Annotated in this window: 15 protein-coding genes and 1 pseudogene; 6 read left to right on the plus strand and 10 right to left on the minus strand. The window is 63.8% G+C overall.

Translation table 11 applies throughout. The annotated features are described in order from the left end of the window. Positions 1-167 precede the first annotated feature (167 nt). The gene (locus ACZYOF_RS08250; RefSeq protein WP_463715427.1) at positions 168-1,760 is read left to right on the plus strand and encodes a class I adenylate-forming enzyme family protein; all 1,593 of its coding nucleotides are present in this window, start codon (positions 168-170) and stop codon (positions 1,758-1,760) included. 144 nt (positions 1,761-1,904) lie between these two features. Here ACZYOF_RS08250 and ACZYOF_RS08255 read toward each other — a convergent pair whose 3' ends face one another. Beyond that, positions 1,905-2,348 carry an ester cyclase gene (locus ACZYOF_RS08255; RefSeq protein ID WP_463715437.1) on the minus strand — a complete coding sequence of 148 codons (444 nt, stop codon included), beginning with the start codon at positions 2,346-2,348 and terminating at the stop codon, positions 1,905-1,907. Between the two features lie 117 nt (positions 2,349-2,465). Here ACZYOF_RS08255 and ACZYOF_RS08260 point away from each other — a divergent pair, with 117 nt between their 5' ends. From ACZYOF_RS08260 to ACZYOF_RS08280, 5 genes are all read left to right on the plus strand, one after another. Further along, a complete protein-coding gene (locus tag ACZYOF_RS08260; RefSeq protein WP_130584258.1) occupies positions 2,466-3,008 on the plus strand; it encodes a hypothetical protein in 543 nt (180 codons plus the stop codon). Between the two features lie 167 nt (positions 3,009-3,175). Next, a complete protein-coding gene (locus ACZYOF_RS08265; RefSeq protein WP_463715428.1) occupies positions 3,176-3,829 on the plus strand; it encodes a tetratricopeptide repeat protein in 654 nt (217 codons plus the stop codon). A 34-nt stretch (positions 3,830-3,863) separates the two neighbouring features. Continuing rightward, on the plus strand, positions 3,864-4,445 hold the full coding sequence (locus ACZYOF_RS08270) for a hypothetical protein (RefSeq protein WP_282529931.1): 582 nt from the start codon (positions 3,864-3,866) through the stop codon (positions 4,443-4,445). A 57-nt stretch (positions 4,446-4,502) separates the two neighbouring features. Continuing rightward, the gene (gene der, locus ACZYOF_RS08275; RefSeq protein ID WP_463715429.1) at positions 4,503-5,885 is read left to right on the plus strand and encodes a ribosome biogenesis GTPase Der; all 1,383 of its coding nucleotides are present in this window, start codon (positions 4,503-4,505) and stop codon (positions 5,883-5,885) included. Continuing rightward, the gene (locus ACZYOF_RS08280; RefSeq protein WP_463715430.1) at positions 5,882-7,132 is read left to right on the plus strand and encodes a TCR/Tet family MFS transporter; all 1,251 of its coding nucleotides are present in this window, start codon (positions 5,882-5,884) and stop codon (positions 7,130-7,132) included. Before der ends, ACZYOF_RS08280 begins: the two co-directional genes overlap by 4 nt. Before the next feature lie 94 nt (positions 7,133-7,226). Here ACZYOF_RS08280 and ACZYOF_RS08285 read toward each other — a convergent pair whose 3' ends face one another. The 9 genes and pseudogenes from ACZYOF_RS08285 to ACZYOF_RS08325 form a co-directional block, all read right to left on the minus strand. Further along, the gene (locus ACZYOF_RS08285; protein WP_463715431.1) at positions 7,227-8,453 is read right to left on the minus strand and encodes an ABC transporter substrate-binding protein; all 1,227 of its coding nucleotides are present in this window, start codon (positions 8,451-8,453) and stop codon (positions 7,227-7,229) included. 120 nt (positions 8,454-8,573) lie between these two features. After that, a pseudogene (locus ACZYOF_RS08290) lies at positions 8,574-9,697 on the minus strand (NHL repeat-containing protein). A 171-nt stretch (positions 9,698-9,868) separates the two neighbouring features. Continuing rightward, a complete protein-coding gene (locus ACZYOF_RS08295) occupies positions 9,869-10,609 on the minus strand; it encodes an SDR family NAD(P)-dependent oxidoreductase (protein WP_463715432.1) in 741 nt (246 codons plus the stop codon). Between the two features lie 186 nt (positions 10,610-10,795). After that, the gene (purF, locus tag ACZYOF_RS08300; protein ID WP_463715438.1) at positions 10,796-12,310 is read right to left on the minus strand and encodes an amidophosphoribosyltransferase; all 1,515 of its coding nucleotides are present in this window, start codon (positions 12,308-12,310) and stop codon (positions 10,796-10,798) included. Positions 12,311-12,372: 62 nt separating this feature from the next. After that, the gene (locus tag ACZYOF_RS08305; protein WP_028166053.1) at positions 12,373-13,002 is read right to left on the minus strand and encodes a CvpA family protein; all 630 of its coding nucleotides are present in this window, start codon (positions 13,000-13,002) and stop codon (positions 12,373-12,375) included. A 174-nt stretch (positions 13,003-13,176) separates the two neighbouring features. Then, positions 13,177-14,634 carry a DNA repair protein RadA gene (gene radA, locus ACZYOF_RS08310; RefSeq protein WP_463715433.1) on the minus strand — a complete coding sequence of 486 codons (1,458 nt, stop codon included), beginning with the start codon at positions 14,632-14,634 and terminating at the stop codon, positions 13,177-13,179. Positions 14,635-14,692: 58 nt separating this feature from the next. Beyond that, positions 14,693-15,217: a hypothetical protein gene (locus ACZYOF_RS08315; protein ID WP_463715434.1), complete on the minus strand. Its 525-nt coding sequence runs from the start codon at positions 15,215-15,217 to the stop codon at positions 14,693-14,695. After that, complete coding sequence (locus ACZYOF_RS08320; protein WP_282529938.1) at positions 15,214-16,560, minus strand: HD domain-containing protein; 1,347 nt, start codon at positions 16,558-16,560, stop codon at positions 15,214-15,216. The genes ACZYOF_RS08315 and ACZYOF_RS08320 overlap by 4 nt, the downstream gene beginning before the upstream one ends. Positions 16,561-16,748: 188 nt before the next feature. Then, positions 16,749-17,474, minus strand: coding sequence for a sulfite exporter TauE/SafE family protein (locus ACZYOF_RS08325; RefSeq protein WP_130582264.1), 726 nt, complete (start codon positions 17,472-17,474; stop codon positions 16,749-16,751). Positions 17,475-17,920 lie beyond the last annotated feature (446 nt).

Here is a 17,920-nt window from a genome sequence, read left to right on the forward strand (position 1 = left end):
GTCATTCCGGGGCGCGACGAAGTCGCGTGCCCGGAATCCATCGGGCGGCAAACTCTGCGGTGGAATGGATTCCGGGCTCACGCTTACGCGTGCCCCGGAATAACAGCGCGTGAGGAAGCACCTCCCGCCATTCCGGGAGACGTGAAGCAAACCTGTAGGACAGGGTGATGAACTGGTCAGGGCATTCGATTCCGGACATGCGGCTCGAAGCGCGCTTCGGCGACCGGGTCGTGCCGGTGTTTTGCGAGCGGCCGAAGAGCATCTGGGCGATGATATCGGAGGCCGCCGCCAGAAACCCTGACGGCGAGGCGCTGATCTGTGGCGACAGGCGAATGAACTGGCGCGAGGTCGTGCAGCAGTCCGCGCAGGTCGCGGCCGGATTGCAGAAGCTCGGTCTGCGCGCCGGCGATCGGGTCGCGGTGCTGCTCGGCAATCGCATCGAATTCGTGCTGACGATGTTCGCCGCCGCGCATGCGGGCCTGGTGACGGTGCTGCTCTCGACGCGGCAGCAGAAGCCCGAGATCGCCTATGTCTTGAGCGACTGTGGCGCGAAGCTCCTGATCCACGAGGCGACGCTTGCCGCGCGTGTGCCCGACGCGGCCGATGTTCCCGCGCTGGAGCGTCGGATTTCCGTCAGCGACGACAGCGGATCGCAATTCGCAGCGCTGCGCGACAATATGCCATCAGAGGCGCCAGCAATGGTCGGCGAAGAGGATACGGCGATGATCCTCTACACATCTGGCACCACGGGGCGGCCGAAAGGCGCGATGCTCGCGCATTGCAACGTCATCCATTCCTCGATGGTGTTCGTGTCCACCCTGAAACTCACAGCGGCGGACCGCTCGATCGCGGCCGTGCCGCTGGCGCATGTCACCGGCGCGGTCGCCAATATCACGACCATGGCTCGCTGCGGCGGCGCGTTGATCATCATGCCCGAGTTCAAGGCGGCCGAATATCTGAAGGTCGCCTCCCGCGAGCGCGTCACCTACACGGTGATGGTGCCGGCGATGTACAATCTCTGCCTGCTGCAGCCGGATTTCGACAGCTACGATCTCTCGAGTTGGCGCATCGGCGGCTTCGGCGGCGCCCCGATGCCGGTCGCGACGATCGAGCGATTGGACGCGAAATTACCCGGACTGAAGCTCGCGAACTGCTACGGCGCCACCGAGACCACGTCGCCCTCGACCCTGATGCCCGGCGAATTGACGGCTGCGCATATCGACAGCGTCGGCCTGCCATGCCCCGGCGCCGAGATCATCGTGATGGACGGCAATCACCGCGAGCTGCCGCGCGGCGAGATCGGCGAGATCTGGATCCGAAGCGGCTCGGTCATCAAGGGCTACTGGAATAATCCGAAGGCGACCACGGAGACCTTCACCGCCGGCTTCTGGCATTCCGGCGATCTCGGCTCGATCGACGAGCGCGATTTCGTCCGCGTGTTCGACCGCCAGAAGGACATGATCAACCGCGGCGGCCTGAAGATCTATTCGGCTGAGGTCGAGTCGGTGCTGGCAGGACATCCCGCCGTCGTCGAAAGCGCGATCATCGCAAAACCCTGTCCGGTGCTGGGCGAGCGCGTCCATGCGGTGGTGGTGACCCGCGACGAGGTTGGCGCGGAAGTCTTGCGTGCCTGGTGCGCCGAGCGGCTGTCCGACTACAAGGTGCCGGAAACAATGGCGATCACACGCGACCCGCTGCCGCGCAACGCCAACGGCAAGGTGATCAAGCGGCAGTTACGGGAAACGCTGGCGGGGCTGTAGGGTGGGCAAAGCGTAGCGTGCCCACCTCTTCCGGGCACGCTGCGCTTTGCCCACCCTACGCGACTGAGCACGCTGGCTATCGTCGTCCCGGCTCCCGGCTACGCCAAAGGCTTCGCCGCGGCGCGCAAGGCCGGGACGACGGCGTCATTGCGAGCGTCGAAGCTGGGCTTCGATGGCCGGCTTGTCTATGACCGACCAAACCTCCACGATCTTACCTTCTCGAAATTCGTAAATAACGTTCTCGGCGAACGAAACTCGTTTCCCGTCGATCTTGAGCCCGAGAAATTCTCCTTTCGGCCTGCAGTCGAAGAGCAGGCGGCTCGACACGTAAGGCGGATCCGCGATCAAGAGCTGGATATTGAACGAGAGGTCCGGGATCTGCTGAAAGTCATTTTCCAGCATCTCGCGATAGCCTGACAATCCAATCTGTCGGCCGTTGTGACGTACGTCATCGTGGACGAACCGTCCCAAATTGGTCCAGTCCTGCGCGTTCAAGCAGGTGATGTAGTCTCGATAGACCTTGGAGAGATGTTGCGGCGTCACGACAAATCTCCCTTGTCGCAGGTACCTGAGATCAATTGGTTCCATCGCCACCGCGATCACATCGCTGCCCCGCGAACGCGCCGTGGCTGTCAGGACAACCTTTACCCGGCCTGGCAGCCAAGGCATATTTCCCCAACGATTTTTAAAGGATTTCGCAAGGCGATGAACCAGGGAATCCAGCAAGTCGTTGGCGCCTATGTCAGACTGAAGAATGTGACGGCGCTGTTGGAGATGAAGGCTCACCGAAAGGAACTGCTCTCTCGGGCGCTTGACACGGATCAGTTCAGCCTCGCGCTATCACGTGATCTGTGCCGGCAGGATCTCGCCGCGATCGAAGACGGCATCCAGGATATCTTGAAGGGTGGCACGCTGCGAGGTTACGTCGATCATATAGAGCCTCACACCATTGCTGGCTGGGCTCAGTGCGTCGACCATCCCGAAATCCCGCTTCGCGTGGAACTCTATTTTGACGGCAGACTGGTAGGTAGTGTTCTGGCCGACCGCTATCGACAAGATCTCGAAAATGCCAATCTTGGAAGCGGCAACCACAGTTTCCAATTCAAACCCGATCAACACGCTTTCCTTGCCGCAGAACTGATCGAGGTTGCGGCGCCGGATGGTAAGCTCCTTCACGGGGGAACGTTGAAGCGAACAACTGCGGCGAGTGCAGACCAGCCGCAGCTCGCGCTCAATCCTTCACCGTAGCCGATCTGCCTCCCGGGGCCGGCAGCCTTCCACCGTTAACGCTTTGATCCGCCTCGCTTTGCCTTGCCACCGCCATATCATTAAGGTAACGCCGCCGCGATGTGGGGATCGGGCGCGTCTGGCGCCTTGGCATTTTGCTTCGCCCTCCGGGGATGGGATAGCCTTAAGTGTCTGAATTATTTAGTGAAGTCGACGAGGAACTACGTCGCGAGCAGCTCAAGAAGCTGTGGGACAAGTATTCGCTCTACATCATTGCGCTGGCGATTCTGATCGTCGCCGGCGTGGGCGGCTGGCGCGGCTACGAATACCTCCAGGGCCAGAAGGCGGCCGAGGCGGGGGCTGCCTTCGACCGGGCTGTCGAGCTTTCCGAACAGAACAAGCGCGCCGAGGCGGAGGCCGCTTTCGCCGACCTGGCTACGAAGGCGCCGGCCGGTTACCGGGTGCTGGCGCGACTGCGGCTGGCTGCCGAAATCGCAGCCCGCGACCCGCAGGCGGCCGCGAAGATGTATGACGAGATCGCCGCCGACCGCAGCGTCGGTGTGGCAGATCAGGATCTGGCGCGGATCCGGGCCGCGCAATTGCTGCTGGAAACCGCGACCTACCAGAACATGCTGCAGCGGCTCGAGCCCGCCACGGCGGCGAACTCGACCTTCCGTCACACCGCGCGCGAATTGCTGGCATTGTCGGCTTACCGCGCCAATGACGCCGCCGCAGCGCGGCAGTGGCTCGACCTGATCGTCAACGATGCCGAGACGCCGCCGAGCCTGCGCTCGCGCGCCGAGGCGCTGCAGGCGCTTTTGCCGCCTGTCGCCAAGAGCTGATTGAGAGGCTAACGAGTTGAGTGAGGGATTGCCCATGCGCCGCTCGCAACGTCTGATCGCAGCCGCTGTCGCCATTGCGCTTTGCAGCGTGCTGGCCGGCTGCGGGGGCGGCGGCCTGTCCAATTTCGATCCGTCGGACCTGCTCGACTTCCTCGACACCAAGAAGAAGCTGCCGGGTGACCGCAAGCCGGTATTCCCGGATGGCGTGCCGGGACTGGAGCAGGGCGTGCCGAAGGAGCTCTACAAGGGCTCGCAGCAACAGCAGATCGATGAGCAGAACGCGCAGGCTGCCGCCGCCGCTGCTCCGCCGCCACAGCCTCCGCCGGAGCAGGCGAAGTCGAAGCGATCGGCCAAGGGCAGGGCGACCAACGCCAGCACGGCGCCCGCAGCCGAGCCGGCCGCCGCCGATCCCAATGCCGCGCCGTCCGAGGAGGGCGCGGCCGCTGCGCTGCCGCCGGAGCCGAAGGCAAAGAGGATGGCGCGCAAGCGCACCACTGCGCCGCCGCCCGATCAGACGACGGCCCAACCGACCGCGGAGCCGGCTCCAGCACAGCCCACGCAGCAATCCGCCGCGCCGTTCCCAGCTCCAATGCCGAGCGGCAGTTTTTCGCGCTAGTTCCTGCTAGACTCCATTGACCTACACGCGTTTACCCCAACAGCGCTTTGATGATCCATGTCCTTCACGATCGCCATCATCGGCCGGCCCAATGTCGGAAAGTCGACGCTGTTCAACCGCCTGGTCGGGCAGAAGCTCGCGCTGGTGGATGACGAGCCCGGCGTAACGCGCGACCGCCGCGAGGGGCAGGCGCGGCTCGGCGATCTCGAATTCACCATTATCGACACCGCCGGTCTCGACGAGGGCGCCAAGGGCTCGCTGACCGCGCGCATGCAGGAGCAGACCGAAACCGCGATCGGCCTTGCCGACGCGCTGATGTTCGTGATCGACGCGCGGGTGGGGCTGACGCCGACCGACCGCGCCTTCGCCGATTTCGCCCGCCGCGCCAACAAGCCGGTGGTGCTGGTCGCCAACAAGGCCGAAGGCAAACATGGCGAGCTCGGCGCGATGGAATCCTACGCGCTGGGCCTGGGCGATCCCGTGCAGATTTCCGCCGAGCACGGCGAGGGCATGGGCGAACTTTATGACGCGCTGAGCGTGCTGATGCCGGCGCCTGCCGAAGATGATGAAGACCTCGAGGATGAAGCGCCGGAAACCGAGGAGGACGTCAGCCAACGTCCGATCCGCGTCGCCATTGTCGGCCGCCCCAATGCCGGCAAGTCGACGCTGATCAATCATCTGCTCGGCGAGGAGCGGCTCTTGACCAGCCCGGAAGCCGGCACCACGCGGGATTCCATCGCGGTCGAAATCAAATGGCAGGGCCGCGACTTCCGCCTGTTCGATACCGCGGGCCTGCGGCGGCGATCGCGGATCGAGGAGAAGCTGGAAAAGCTGTCGGTTGCGGATGCGCTGCGCGCGGTGCGCTTTGCCGAAGTCGTCGTGCTGATGATGGACGCGCAGAACAAGTTCGAGGAGCAGGACCTCCGCATTGCCGATCTGGTCGAGCGCGAGGGCCGCGCGATCGTGCTCGCGGTCAACAAATGGGACCTGGTCGAGCGCAAGCCGAACCTGATCTCAGGCCTGCGCGCAGATGCCGATCATTGGCTGCCGCAGGTGAAGGGCGTGCCCATCGTTGCGGTGTCCGGACTGATGGGCGAGGGCGTCGATCGGCTGATGAAGGCGATCGAGGAGGCCTACGCCACCTGGAACAAGCGCGTTCCCACCGCCGCGCTCAATCGCTGGTTCGAGCAGGCGATCGCGGCCAACCCGCCGCCCGCCGTCTCCGGCCGCAGGTTGAAGCTGAATTATATCACCCAGAACAAGGCGCGGCCGCCGAGCTTCGTGCTGTTCTGCTCGCGCGCCGACGCCGTGCCGCAATCCTATCTGCGCTATCTCACCAACTCGCTGCGCGAAACCTTCGACCTGCCGGGCACGCCGGTGCGCATCACGCTGCGCGAAAAAGCCAATCCCTTCGCCCACAAGCGCAAGCGATTGTCATGAGCGAAGAGGCCGCCGCCACCCTCGACACACCGCCGAGGCGCGGCGGCGCTGCGATCTTCATCTTCGGCACCGTCCTGCTCGACATGCTGGCGCTCGGCGTCGTCATTCCGATCCTGCCGAAACTGATCGAGGGCTTCGTCGACAATGATACGGCGAGCGCCGCGCGGATCTTCGGCCTGTTCGGCACCGCCTGGGCGCTGATGCAGTTACTCTTCTCGCCGATCCTCGGCGGATTGTCCGACAGGTTCGGGCGGCGTCCGGTGGTGCTGCTCTCGAACTTCGGTCTCGCCGCCGACTATGTGCTGATGGCGCTGGCGCCGTCGCTGGTCTGGCTGTTCATCGGCCGCCTGATTTCCGGCATCACCTCGGCAAGTGTCTCGACCGCCTTTGCCTACATCACCGACGTCACCGCGCCGGAGCAGCGCGCCACCATGTTCGGCAAGATCGGCGTCGCCTTCGGTGCCGGTTTCATCCTGGGGCCGGCGCTTGGCGGTCTGCTCGGCGGCTTCGATCCGCGATTGCCGTTCTGGGTTGCGGCGGGCTTGAGCTTTGCCAACGGACTCTATGGCCTGTTGATCCTGCCGGAGTCGCTGCCGCGAGAGCGTCGTTCGCCGTTCCGCTGGAAGAGCGCCAATCCGATCGGCGCGCTGCATCTGCTGGGCTCGGACCGCGTGCTCGCGGGCCTCTCGCTTGCGAACTTCTTCGCCCAGCTTGCGCACGTCGTGCTGCCCTCGACCTACGTGCTCTATGCGACCTATCGCTACGGCTGGGACACCGCGACCGTCGGCGCGACGCTGGCGCTGGTCGGCCTCTGCCAGATGATCGTGCAGGGCGCGGCGATCGGACCGATCGTCAAGCGTTTCGGCGAGCGGCGGGCGTTGTTGTTCGGGCTTGCCTGTGGCGCCGTCGGCTTTTTGATTTTCGCGAGCGCGCCGACCGGAGCGCTGTCCTGGTTCGGTATTCCCGTGATGGCGCTGTGGGGTGTCGCGGGCGCGGCGCTCCAGGCGTTGATAACGCAGCTCGTCGCGCCGGATCAGCAGGGCCAGCTCCAGGGCGCGACCACCAGCGTGCAGAGCGTGTCCCAGCTCGTGGGACCATTCCTGTTCACGCTGACGTTCGCCTATTTCATCGGCACAAGCGCGCCGTTCAAGCTGCCGGGCGCGCCGTTCTTCCTCGCCGCCGCACTGTTGCTGCTGGCGCTATTGGTAGCGTCGCTGACACTCGCGAGAAAAGCGCAGGCTTCGTAGGGTGGGCAAAGCGCAGCGTGCCACCATCGCGAGCACAGCCAGGCGATGGTGGGCACGGCGCTTCGCGCCTTTGCCCACCCTACGCATCACGCCATTACTTCTTCACCAGCGGGCATTCGCTGGCTTCCAGCGGCTTGGCCGCGTCTTCCGGCGCGATGGTGGCGATCAGCTTGTAATAGTCCCACGGATATTTGGACTCTTCCGGCTTCTTCACCTCGAACAGATAGGCCGGGATGATGCGGCGGCCGTCGATGCGTAGCGGGCCCTTGCCGAACAGGGGATCGTCGGTCGGCAGTTCCTTCATCTTGACGACGGTCTTGGCGCCGTCATGCGTGTTGCCGCCCATCGCCTCCAGCGCCTTCAGGTAATGCAGCACGGCCGCGTAATTGCCGGCGACCGTCATCGACGGCATCATGCCCTTCGGCGACACCTTGGTGAAACGCTTCGACCATTCGCGGGTCTTGTCGTTCAAATCCCAGTAGAAGGATTCCGTAAACGTCAGTCCCTGCGCGGTCTTCAGGCCGAGCGAATGCACGTCGGTGATGAAGAGCAGGAGTGCTGCGAGCTTCTGGCCGCCGGAGACAATGCCGAATTCCGACGCCTGCTTGATCGAGTTGGTGGTGTCGCCGCCGGCATTCGCGAGCCCGACCACCTTCGCCTTGGAGGACTGCGCCTGCAACAGGAAGGAGGAGAAGTCGGACGTGTTGAGCGGGTGCTTCACGCTGCCCAGCACCTTGCCGCCATTGGCGAGAACGACCGCGGTGGTGTCGCGCTCCAGCGCATGGCCGAAGGCGTAGTCGGCAGTGAGGAAGAACCAGCTATCGCCGCCGGCCTTGGTCAGCGCCTTGCCGGTGCCGTTGGCGAGCATGTAGGTGTCGTAGGTGTAGGAGATCGTGTTCGGCGTGCAGGCCTTGCCGGTGAGATCGGCGGTAGCCGCACCCGAGTTGAGCAGCACCGCGTTCTTCTCCTTGACGAGATTGCTGACCGCGAGCGCGACGCCCGAGTTCGGCGTGTCGACGATGACGTCGACCTTCTCGTTGTCGATCCATTGCCGGGCGATGTTGACGCCGACATCAGGCTTGTTCTGGTGATCGCCGCTCAGCACCTCGATCTTCCAGCCCTTGTTACGCAGGCCGGAATCCTCGACCGCCATGTTGACCGCGGCGACCGAATTGGCGCCGCCGATGTCGGCGTAAAGGCTCGACATGTCGTTCAGGACGCCGATCTTGACGGTTTTGTCTTGTGCGAAGGCCGGGGTCGCAAGACCTAATCCGGCGCAAGCGAATAGCGCGGCGTAGCGCCGCGCGCGCGTCGTTTTCATGTGTTCCCTCCTGTTGATGCCGGCATGGCCCTCTTTTGGGGCCTTTCGCCAGCGGCGCGGTCGGGGTAACCCGATCCACAGGTTCCCGATTATCCTGTCTCGCGCCTTCCGGCAATGCGCTTATCGTAGCGCATCGGAGGTCAGTTTGAATTTCTGGATGCGCTTGGCGTTGTCGACCTCGGCGGTATAGACGTTGCCCCTGGCGTCGACGGCCATGGCGTGGACCCAGTGGAATTGCCCGGCATTGCGGCCGCTGCGGCCGAAACTGCCGACCACGGAGCCATCGTCGCGCCTGACGATCCGGATCTCGTTGTTCTCGCCGTCGGCGCTCAAGAGATATGTTTGGTTCGGATCGGGCCAGAGCGCGATGTCCCACACCGCGCCGTTGCCGAGCGTGTCCTTTTCAAAGAACCACTCTTTGACGAAGGTCCCATCCTTCTTGAACACCTGGATACGGTTGTTGATGCGGTCGCAGACATAGACCAGCCCGTCATTGGCGAGCTTCACGCAATGCACGGGATTGCCGAATTGCTGCGCAACCGGCGCCTTGGGATCATAGGCGGCCTGCTTGTCGTCATCAGGCTTGTTGCCATAGGCGCCCCAGTGCCGCTTGTAGGCGCCGGTGGTGGCGTCGAACACGATCACGCGGCGGTTGCCGTAGCCGTCGGCGACGTAGATCTCGTTCGCCTCCTTGTCGATCGCAGTCTCCGCGGGCTTGCCGAGCTGTGTGGTGTCGTTGGAGCCCTTGCTCGGCGCGATCTTGCCGATCTGGGAGACGAACTTGCCGTCGAGCGTGAATTTCAGGATCGCGTTGTCATTGTCGGCATTGCCGCCGACCCAGACGAAGCCGCGCTCGTCGACCTCGATGCCGTGCTCGCGGCCGACCCATTCATAGCCTTCGCCGGGCCCGCCCACGCGCGCAACAGATTGCCGTCGGCGTCGAACTCGAGCACCGGCGGCGCCGGAACGCAGCATTTCGAGCGCGGCGGATTGAGCGTTGCGCCTTTCTCGTCATCGGTCAGCGAGCGCGGGCGATGGATCACCCAGACATGGCCCTGCCAGTCGACGGTGATGCCGCCGACCTGCCCGAGGATCCAGTTGTTCGGCAACGGCTTCGGCCAGGCCGCATCGACCGCGAAGGCCGGAATGTCGCCGGCATGCGATGGCGCCGACAGGCAGAAGCAGGCGATACAGCTTAAGATGAATCCGAAAAGGGTGCGCGCGCGATTGAGCCTCGCCGTCATGATTGCCTCCCTGATTTTTTCTTGGCGGTTTGCCCGCTCAGGTAGCAGTCAATCGCGCCGAGGAGGTTTAGTCAATCGCCCGTCATTGCGAGGAGCGTAGCGACGAAGCAATCCATTTCGCCACTTGCGGAGACGTGGATTGCTTCGCTTCGCTCGCAATGACGGAGAAAATCACGCCGGCGGATGAAAGCTCATCAGCTTGCGCGAGGGGTAGTCGTAGAACTTGCCGGTCTCGTTCCAGTCCGGCATGCACATCGGCAGGATGAATTCCGCCGCTTGCTCGGGCGTATCGAGATCCATCGGGTCTTCGCCCGGAAACACGGCGGCGCGCATGCGGGTGCGGATCGGGCCCGGGCTGAACAGGTTGACGCGCAGCCTCAAGGTCGCGGTCTCGTTGGCCCAGACGCGGACCAGCGTTTCCAGCGCGGCCTTCGACGCCGCATAGGGACCGAGATAGGCGAGCGCCTTGTTGGCCGCGCCTGAGGTGATGAACACCGCGCGTCCGGCATCGGACACTTTCAGGAGCGGCTCCATGCAGCGGATGAGCTGGAAATTTGCGGTCACGTTGACCGCCATCACGTCGTTCCACGATTTCAGATCGATGTGGCCGAGCGGTGAGGAGGGACCGGCGACGCCGGCATTGCCGACGAGGATGTCGAGCTTGCCATGACGCTCATGCAGCGCGGCGCCTAAGCGGGCGATGCCGTCGGAATCGGTGAGGCTGAGCGGCACCAGCGTGGCGCTGCCGCCGCTTTGCCGGATCTCGTCGTCGAGCTCCTCGAGCCCGCCTTGGGTCCGCGCCACCGCCACGATATGCGCGCCGGCTTTCGCCAGCGCCAGCGCAGTGGCATAGCCGATGCCGCGCGAGGCGCCGGTGACGAGGGCGATGCGGGAGGCGAGGGGAAGGGGCATTTACGGATTAACTCTTCGTGGTCGTCCCGGCCAAGGGCGCAACTGGCGCTCCGGGGCCGGGACCCATACTCCGCGGCGGTCATGATACGCGACGGCGGTTGTGTCCAATGGCTTCCGAAAAACAGAGCCGGTGGTTATGGGTCCCGGCCCCGGAGCGCAAGTTGCGCCCTAGGCCGGGACGACAATTCAGCTCGCCTCTGCCAGCAGCGAGAGCTGGCGCGGTTGCGGCTCGGTTTCGCTGTGGTCGGTGAGGTGGGTGGGGTAGGCGCCCGTGAAACAATGGTCGGCGAACTTCGGGTTGGCCGGATCGCGGCCGCCGGGATAGCCCATTGCGCGATACATGCCGTCGATCGACAGGAAGGCCAGCGAGTCCGCGCCGATGATCTCGCGCATCTCCTCCAGCGTGTGCGTCGCCGCCAGCAGGCCGCCGCGGTCAGGCAGGTCGATGCCGTAATAGTCGGGATAGAGGATCGGCGGGGAAGCGAGGCGGAAGTGCACTTCAAGGGCGCCGGCGTCGCGCATCATGCGCACGATCTTCTTCGAGGTGGTGCCGCGCACCAGCGAGTCGTCGATCAGGAGGATGCGCTTGCCCTCGATCGCGGCGCGGTTGGCCGAATGCTTCATGCGCACGCCGAGCTCGCGCACGCTCTGGGTCGGCTGAATGAAGGTGCGGCCGACATAGTGGTTGCGGATGATGCCAAGCTCGAACGGCACGCCGGAATACTGGCTGTAGCCGACCGCGGCGGGTACGCCGGAGTCTGGCACCGGCACGACGACGTCGATATCCGGATGGTTCTCGCGCGCAAGCTGCGCGCCGAATGCCTTGCGGACCTCATAGACCGAACGGCCGCCGACGATGGAGTCGGGCCGTGAGAAATAGATGTATTCGAAGATGCAGGGCCGCGCCGGTTTTGGCGGGAACGGCTTGTGCGTGTGCGCGCCTTCCTCATCGAACACGATGATCTCGCCGGGCTCGATGTCGCGGACATATTTGGCGCCGATCATATCGAGCGCGCAGGTCTCCGAGGTCAGGATCGGCCGGCCGTCGAGATCGCCGAGCACGAGAGGCCTGATGCCGAGCGGGTCGCGCGCGCCGACCAGCTTCTTGTTGGTCAGGGCGACCAGCGAATAGGCGCCCTCGATCGCGCGCAGCGCCTCGATGAAGCGATCGACGAAATGGCCACGCTTGGACTGCGCCACCAGGTGCAGGATCACCTCGGTGTCGGTGGTCGACTGCATCATGGCGCCGTTCTTGACGAGCTCGCGGCGCAGCGACAGCCCGTTGGTGAGGTTGCCGTTATGGCCGACCGCAAAACCGCCGGCGTTGAGCTCGGCGAACAGCGGCTGCACGTTGCGCAGGATGGTGGCGCCGGTGGTGGAATAGCGGACGTGGCCGACCGCGGTCGAGCCGGGCAGGCGCTCGATCACTTCGCGGCGGGAGAAGGTGTCGCCGACCAGGCCGAGCCGGCGCTCGGAGTGGAAGCGGCTGCCGTCGAAGGTGACGATGCCGCAAGCTTCCTGGCCGCGATGCTGGAGGGCGTGCAATCCGAGCGCCGTGATGGCGGCGGCTTCCGGGTGGCCGAAAATGCCGAACACGCCACACTCTTCGCGTAGCGTGTCGCCTTCGAGATCATCCTGCAATTCGATGGGCCCGGAAGAATACGGGTCAAGCTGCTCGGCGTGATCGGAAGGGGCTTGCATCGCGTTCATCGCCTTTCTTTGCGGCCTGTGCTGAGTTTAGCCCAACAGGCCTAAGTCAAGGTTTAACGGCCCGCAGGTTTCTCGATCAGCTTTTTAAGGCTGTCGCGGGCAGGTTTACTATAGCCATCGCCGGACGCCGGCGCGGTGGGTTCGGCGTCAGTCTGATCGTCTTCCGGTTTGTTTTTCTTGAACCGCTTTAAGATGGTGTTCTCGGGGTCATCAGGCAAGAGCGACATCAGCCAATCCCCGGTTCCTTGCAGCACCACGCGGGATTTTGCGCCCGTCACCCAGTCCGGCCGCTGCTTGTCAGGAACCAGCCAGCTAAAGAACAGGAAGGCGACGACCACGATCAGGAGCCCGCGCGCCAGCCCGAACAGGAAGCCGAGCGTACGGTCGAGCGCACCGATGCGCGAATCCAGGATCATGTCGGAAATCCGCACCGTGATGATGGACACCACGATCAGGGTACCGATGAAAGTGCCGGCGACCACCACGACGGCGGCGACCGTGTCGTTGTTGAAGTAAGTTTTGGCAGTCGGCAAAAGCTTCGAGAAAGCATAGAGCGTGACCAGCGCCGCCGCGCCCCAGGCCGCGATCGACAGGATCTCGCGCATGAAGCCGCGCACCATCGCAAGCAGGCCCGAGATCAGCATCACTGCGAGCAGGACGAGATCGAGGATCGTTATCGGCATCGGGTGGTCAGGTCCGCTCGTTCTTCTTATGGGTCTGCAGGGCACGGCCGCCCGCGAATCGGCGTTTCGGTTCCGTCCTAGCTGAGGGGCTTATAGCGTCCCCGGCAAGGCCGGAAAGCGCCTGTCCCACGCGGCGCGATGTATAGCGGCGAGGGCCGCCAAGGTCACCCCGCTTTAGCCCTTCTCGCGACGGAATCGGGCCGGTGTGGCATTTTTCTCAACGGGTTCAGCGTCCCGTTGGGCCTGGTGGTTGCCCCTAGGGGTGCCACGGGCGGCGATCTCGGCGACCAGGGTGGTCAGTCCGCCGACCGAGTTCAGGGTAAGCCCGGCATCGCCGGCGTCGCCGCGGGCCGATTCGGGCAGCACGGCGCGGCCAAACCCGAGTTTCGCCGCCTCCTTCAGCCTGGCCGAGGTCTGCGCCACGGGCCGGACCGCGCCGGACAGCGAAATCTCGCCGAAATAGACCGCATCCGTCGGCAGGGGGGCGTTCACCAGCGAGGACACCAGCGCCGCGGCGGCGGCAAGGTCGGCGGCGGGTTCCTGGATGCGCAGGCCGCCGGCGACGTTCAGGTAGACGTCATGGCCGGAGAGTTTTACGCCGCAATGGGCCTCCAGCACCGCCAGCACCATCGATAGCCGGCTCGGGTCCCAGCCGACCACCGCACGCCGCGGCGTGCCGAGCGTGGTCGGCGCGACCAGCGCCTGCAGTTCCACCAGCACCGGGCGCGTGCCCTCGATCCCGGCAAACACGGCGGTGCCGGGGCTGCCGAGGTCGCGCTCGGAAAGGAACAATTCGGAGGGGTTCGAGACCTCACGCAGGCCGAGCCCGGTCATCTCGAACACCCCGATCTCGTCGGTCGGGCCGAAGCGGTTCTTGACCGCGCGCAGGATGCGGAACTGCTGCGAGCCTTCGCCCTCGAACGACAGCACCGCGTCGACCATGTGCTCGACCACGCGGGGGCCGGCGATCTGGCCATCCTTGGTGACGTGCCCGACCAGGATGATGGTCGCACCGGTCTTCTTGGCGAAACGAATCAGCGCCTGCGCCGAGGCGCGGACCTGGGTCACCGTGCCGGGCGCGGATTCGACCGTGTCGGTCCACATGGTCTGGATCGAATCGATCACGATCAGGCGCGGCACGGTGCCCTCGGATAGGGTCGAGACGATATCCTCGACCGAGGTTTCGGAAGCGAGCTGCACCGGTGCATTCGCAAGCCCGAGCCGCTCGGCGCGCAACCGCACCTGCGCCACCGCCTCTTCGCCCGAGATGTAGACCGCGCGGTGCCCGGCGCGCGCCATCATGCTGGTCGCCTGCGTCAGCAGCGTCGACTTGCCGATGCCGGGATCGCCGCCGACCAGGAGCACCGACCCGCGCACGAAGCCGCCGCCGGTGACGCGGTCGAGCTCGGTCATCCCGGAGGAGAGGCGGGGAGCGTCGTGGCTCTTGCCGGAAAGCGACTCCAGCGCAAACGTCCGCCCCTTGCGCTTCGAGCGGATCGACACCGGCACATTGCCGGTCGAGTCCTCCTCCGCCAACGTATTCCACTCACCGCAGGCGTCGCACTTGCCCTGCCAGCGATTATACGCCGCGCCGCAATTCTGGCAGATGAAGGAGAGGGTGGATTTGGCCATGAAAAACCCTACCGCCCATTCCACATTTGGGTGCGCTCACAGGTGGCGAAGAACGAGATCAGGGATACGCGGCAGAACCAACCGCAGGCGGTAACCCAAGCGTCCGCAACAATTCAAAAGCCCTTTGGGCACGGTCGTTGCCGGTCTTGGCCCCCTTGCGCCGAACCAGTTCGGTCTTCCAATCAGAAATGCCTTCCACTACCGCCAACCAATGAATGGTGGCAGCAAGCTCAAGCACGGTGGACGAGTGCCGCTGCATTTCAGCAAGCGCTGTGCGGATGCGCCCGATTGGCATATGGGCGTCCGCCTTATCGCCATCGCCCTCTGCTTCCGCGGAGTAGGCGACGTAAGGCACGCCATCGCTCAGGCGACGGCGCTGGCTTGCGTGTAGGTGACCGAACACGATGTCGTCTTCGATCTTCTCGGCCAAATCCTCCGAATAGGGGCCGTAATGATAATATTCGTACGAGAAGCCGCTATCGAGGCCCATCCGGTCAAGCAGATACACGACTTTCTGGAGACGGATTTTCCCGACGATCTCTCCCCCGGCAGCCATCACGAGGCTTGGAACATCAGCCGTCATTTGAGCCTCCCTCTGACCGAATCAATGACAGATTGCGCCATTCTGGAGCTTGCTTCATCAAGAAAGTAGTAGCGCTCGAAGGCTCGCTGACGATCGGAGCCGGCTACCGTAGCGTCTTTGAAGTCGGTAATTTCTTTGAGCTTGTGGTCTGACATCCGGATCATGAGCCGTTTCTGGGCGCGCCCGTCGTCAGCTCCGATCTCACCGTATATCGACAGTTTGGCGGAGTCCCGGAATACATCTTCCCCGAGTTGCGATTTGAAGCGGGCGTCGAGCGCGTGTTTCAGACGGCGCTGTTCTTCCGCATCCTCCGGAAAGGCGTGCTGAACGTCGAGGCAGATAGGGCGTTCTCGATTGAGTATCCGCCCGGCAATTCGCTTGATTATCCCGTCACCATTTGTCGCGACGGTATGTAAGGCGCCCCACACCACCGTGTCGTCCAAGGCGCCATAGTTGGCGATGCCGTCGCCTCCCGGAGAAAAGAAGAGAACCAAGGGATGATCGTCGGGCAGGCCGGCGACCCTGCCGTTGGCATCTATCTCGCGTGCGGTGAATCGAAAGAAAGCCGATACCATCTGCTCGATCCCGCGCGTCGTCTTGTGCAGATATACGTTCGTGTAGAGGCGATACCGCGCCAACAGGAAATCTTCGGCAGCGTCGCGCGCTTTGTGCTCGAGGCAGAAGCTGTGCTGATAAATCGGATCTGCGTCGTCGGACTCGGCCGGCGCGAAGTCGATTTCGGCAACGCGCACATTGTCCATCAGCCAGTCCAGGTCGATGGCGCCGGCGCCAGTCATGTAACGGTCGCGGAGCAGATAATCCAAACGATCGGCGTCAAACGAACTCGACACGACCGCATGATACATGTCCGTCGGGGTTTCGGCGGCGACCAGGTCCGCGACATCCTCCGGCTTCACGCCGGACGCTGCGATTATCTCCGATATCCTGCCGCTGCCATCGCGGATCATGTCCGCAGTGAAAGCCTCATGACTTCGAATCTTTGGCTTCGGCGCGGCGTCTGTGGATCGTTCCGCGGCCAGTGCTTTTCGTGCTTCCTCGAAGGCGTGGCTAAAGGGGCCATGGCCGATGTCGTGAAGCAAGGCAGCAAACAGTGCGACCTTGGCACGCGTCTCGTTGAATTCGCCTTCGACGCGCTTGAGCTCGATCTCGCGTTTCAGGATTCCGACGAGGCGTCGCGCATTGTGGTACACGCCGATCGAATGCGAAAAGCGCGTGTGGCTCGCGGAAGGGAACACATACTCGGACACGCCGAGTTGCTTGACGCGCCGAAGACGCTGCACTTCGGGCGTATTGAGCAACTTCCAAACGCTCTCGTCGACCAAGCCATCGTCATTAAAGACAATGAGGCCATGAATAGGGTCTCGGACGCGCTGAGGCTTCATAAGAACAAAAGTAGAACATTCTCCGCCGTACGTCTACCCAAAGATGGAACCGCCCCGAAACCCGTTGCGCGTCATATGGTTAGGGCGTGACGAGCAGTCTGGTTCAGCGGATAGCGGGACAATGATGTCTAGTGAGTTACCGCGGGCCACAGCAGCGACGCTCCGGCCACAAGCATGATGCCGTCCATCACGAGGCGGAAGACGTCAGGTTCAAGCCGCAGCACGAAGCGCTTCGCAATGAAGGCGCCCGCCATCAGCGACGAGCCCGCGATCAGGCCTTTGAGAGCGACGTCAGGCGTCAGCGCGCCGAAACGTTCAAACGTCACCGACTTGCTCACATAGAGGCCGAGCGAGCTTGCGGCCTCGGTGGCGAGGAACGCGCCCTTGGTGAGGCCATAGAACAGGAACAGCGGCACGCTCAAAGGTCCGGTCGAGACCACGATGCCCGTGAGATAGCCGATGATGGCGCCGCCTACAGCGAGATGCCACAACCGCGCCTGCAGTTGATGCCGCGCCAGCCAGTGCCGCGCCGGCACCATCGCGATCAGGAACAGGCCGATTGCGATGTCGACCACGCGAGACGGCAGCGCCAGCAGCGTGCGTGCACCGAGCGCCGCGGCCGGGATGCCGGTGATGGAGTAGGCGGCGCAGGCCCGCCAATCGACCTCGCGCCACCAGGCCAGGATGCGCGAAAGGTTCGCCATCACCGCGGCCACCGCCATGATCGGCACCGCTTGCTTTGGTCCGAACTGATAGATCAGCACCGGCATCAGCATGATCGACGATCCCGTGCCAACGATGCCCGAAAGCGTTCCGGCAATCAGGCCGACGATGAGGACGAAGAGGTAACCCACGAGATAGTGTCCGCGACTCGTTCAGGGGGAAGAGAGCCTAGCAAGTTTCGGGAGGTCGCGTCCTAACACTCGCTGTCATTCCGGGGCGCGCCCCTTGGCGCGAGCCCGGAATCCATCAGACCACCGGCACAGGTGGAAAAATGGATTCCGGGCTCGCCGCTTCGCGACGCCCCGGAATGACGGAGGAGAAAAATTTGCTAGTGATTCCAACGTGATTTGCTTCGTCCAGTTGGCTTGAAAAAAATAAACCGCTTAACCCGTCGGGCAAATCAGCACTATTAATCCGCGCGTCTCACGGTAGATGAGGGGCGGCTCGCGAGGTGCCGTCGCGAACTTGGTTGGAATTTGTCCGTCGCGAGTCTCCGGTGAACGGATGATATCTGCTCAGGCGGCAAGATCAACCGGCTGAGCAATGGGCTTGCTGGCGAGGGTCTGCCAGCCGTCGA

This window comes from Bradyrhizobium sp. LeoA1Lang (genome assembly GCF_055413685.1).

Excerpts from the sequence above, each read along its gene's own strand:
- ACZYOF_RS08250 (WP_463715427.1), top strand. The coding sequence starts at position 168 with ATGAACTGGTCAGGGCATTCGATTCCGGACATGCGGCTCGAAGCGCGC.
- ACZYOF_RS08255 (WP_463715437.1), bottom strand. The coding sequence starts at position 2,348 with ATGGAACCAATTGATCTCAGGTACCTGCGACAAGGGAGATTTGTCGTG.
- ACZYOF_RS08260 (WP_130584258.1), top strand. The coding sequence starts at position 2,466 with ATGAACCAGGGAATCCAGCAAGTCGTTGGCGCCTATGTCAGACTGAAG.
- ACZYOF_RS08270 (WP_282529931.1), top strand. The coding sequence starts at position 3,864 with ATGCGCCGCTCGCAACGTCTGATCGCAGCCGCTGTCGCCATTGCGCTT.
- der (WP_463715429.1), top strand. The coding sequence starts at position 4,503 with ATGTCCTTCACGATCGCCATCATCGGCCGGCCCAATGTCGGAAAGTCG.
- ACZYOF_RS08280 (WP_463715430.1), top strand. The coding sequence starts at position 5,882 with ATGAGCGAAGAGGCCGCCGCCACCCTCGACACACCGCCGAGGCGCGGC.
- ACZYOF_RS08285 (WP_463715431.1), bottom strand. The coding sequence starts at position 8,453 with ATGAAAACGACGCGCGCGCGGCGCTACGCCGCGCTATTCGCTTGCGCC.
- ACZYOF_RS08295 (WP_463715432.1), bottom strand. The coding sequence starts at position 10,609 with ATGCCCCTTCCCCTCGCCTCCCGCATCGCCCTCGTCACCGGCGCCTCG.
- purF (WP_463715438.1), bottom strand. The coding sequence starts at position 12,310 with ATGCAAGCCCCTTCCGATCACGCCGAGCAGCTTGACCCGTATTCTTCC.
- ACZYOF_RS08305 (WP_028166053.1), bottom strand. The coding sequence starts at position 13,002 with ATGCCGATAACGATCCTCGATCTCGTCCTGCTCGCAGTGATGCTGATC.
- radA (WP_463715433.1), bottom strand. The coding sequence starts at position 14,634 with ATGGCCAAATCCACCCTCTCCTTCATCTGCCAGAATTGCGGCGCGGCG.
- ACZYOF_RS08315 (WP_463715434.1), bottom strand. The coding sequence starts at position 15,217 with ATGACGGCTGATGTTCCAAGCCTCGTGATGGCTGCCGGGGGAGAGATC.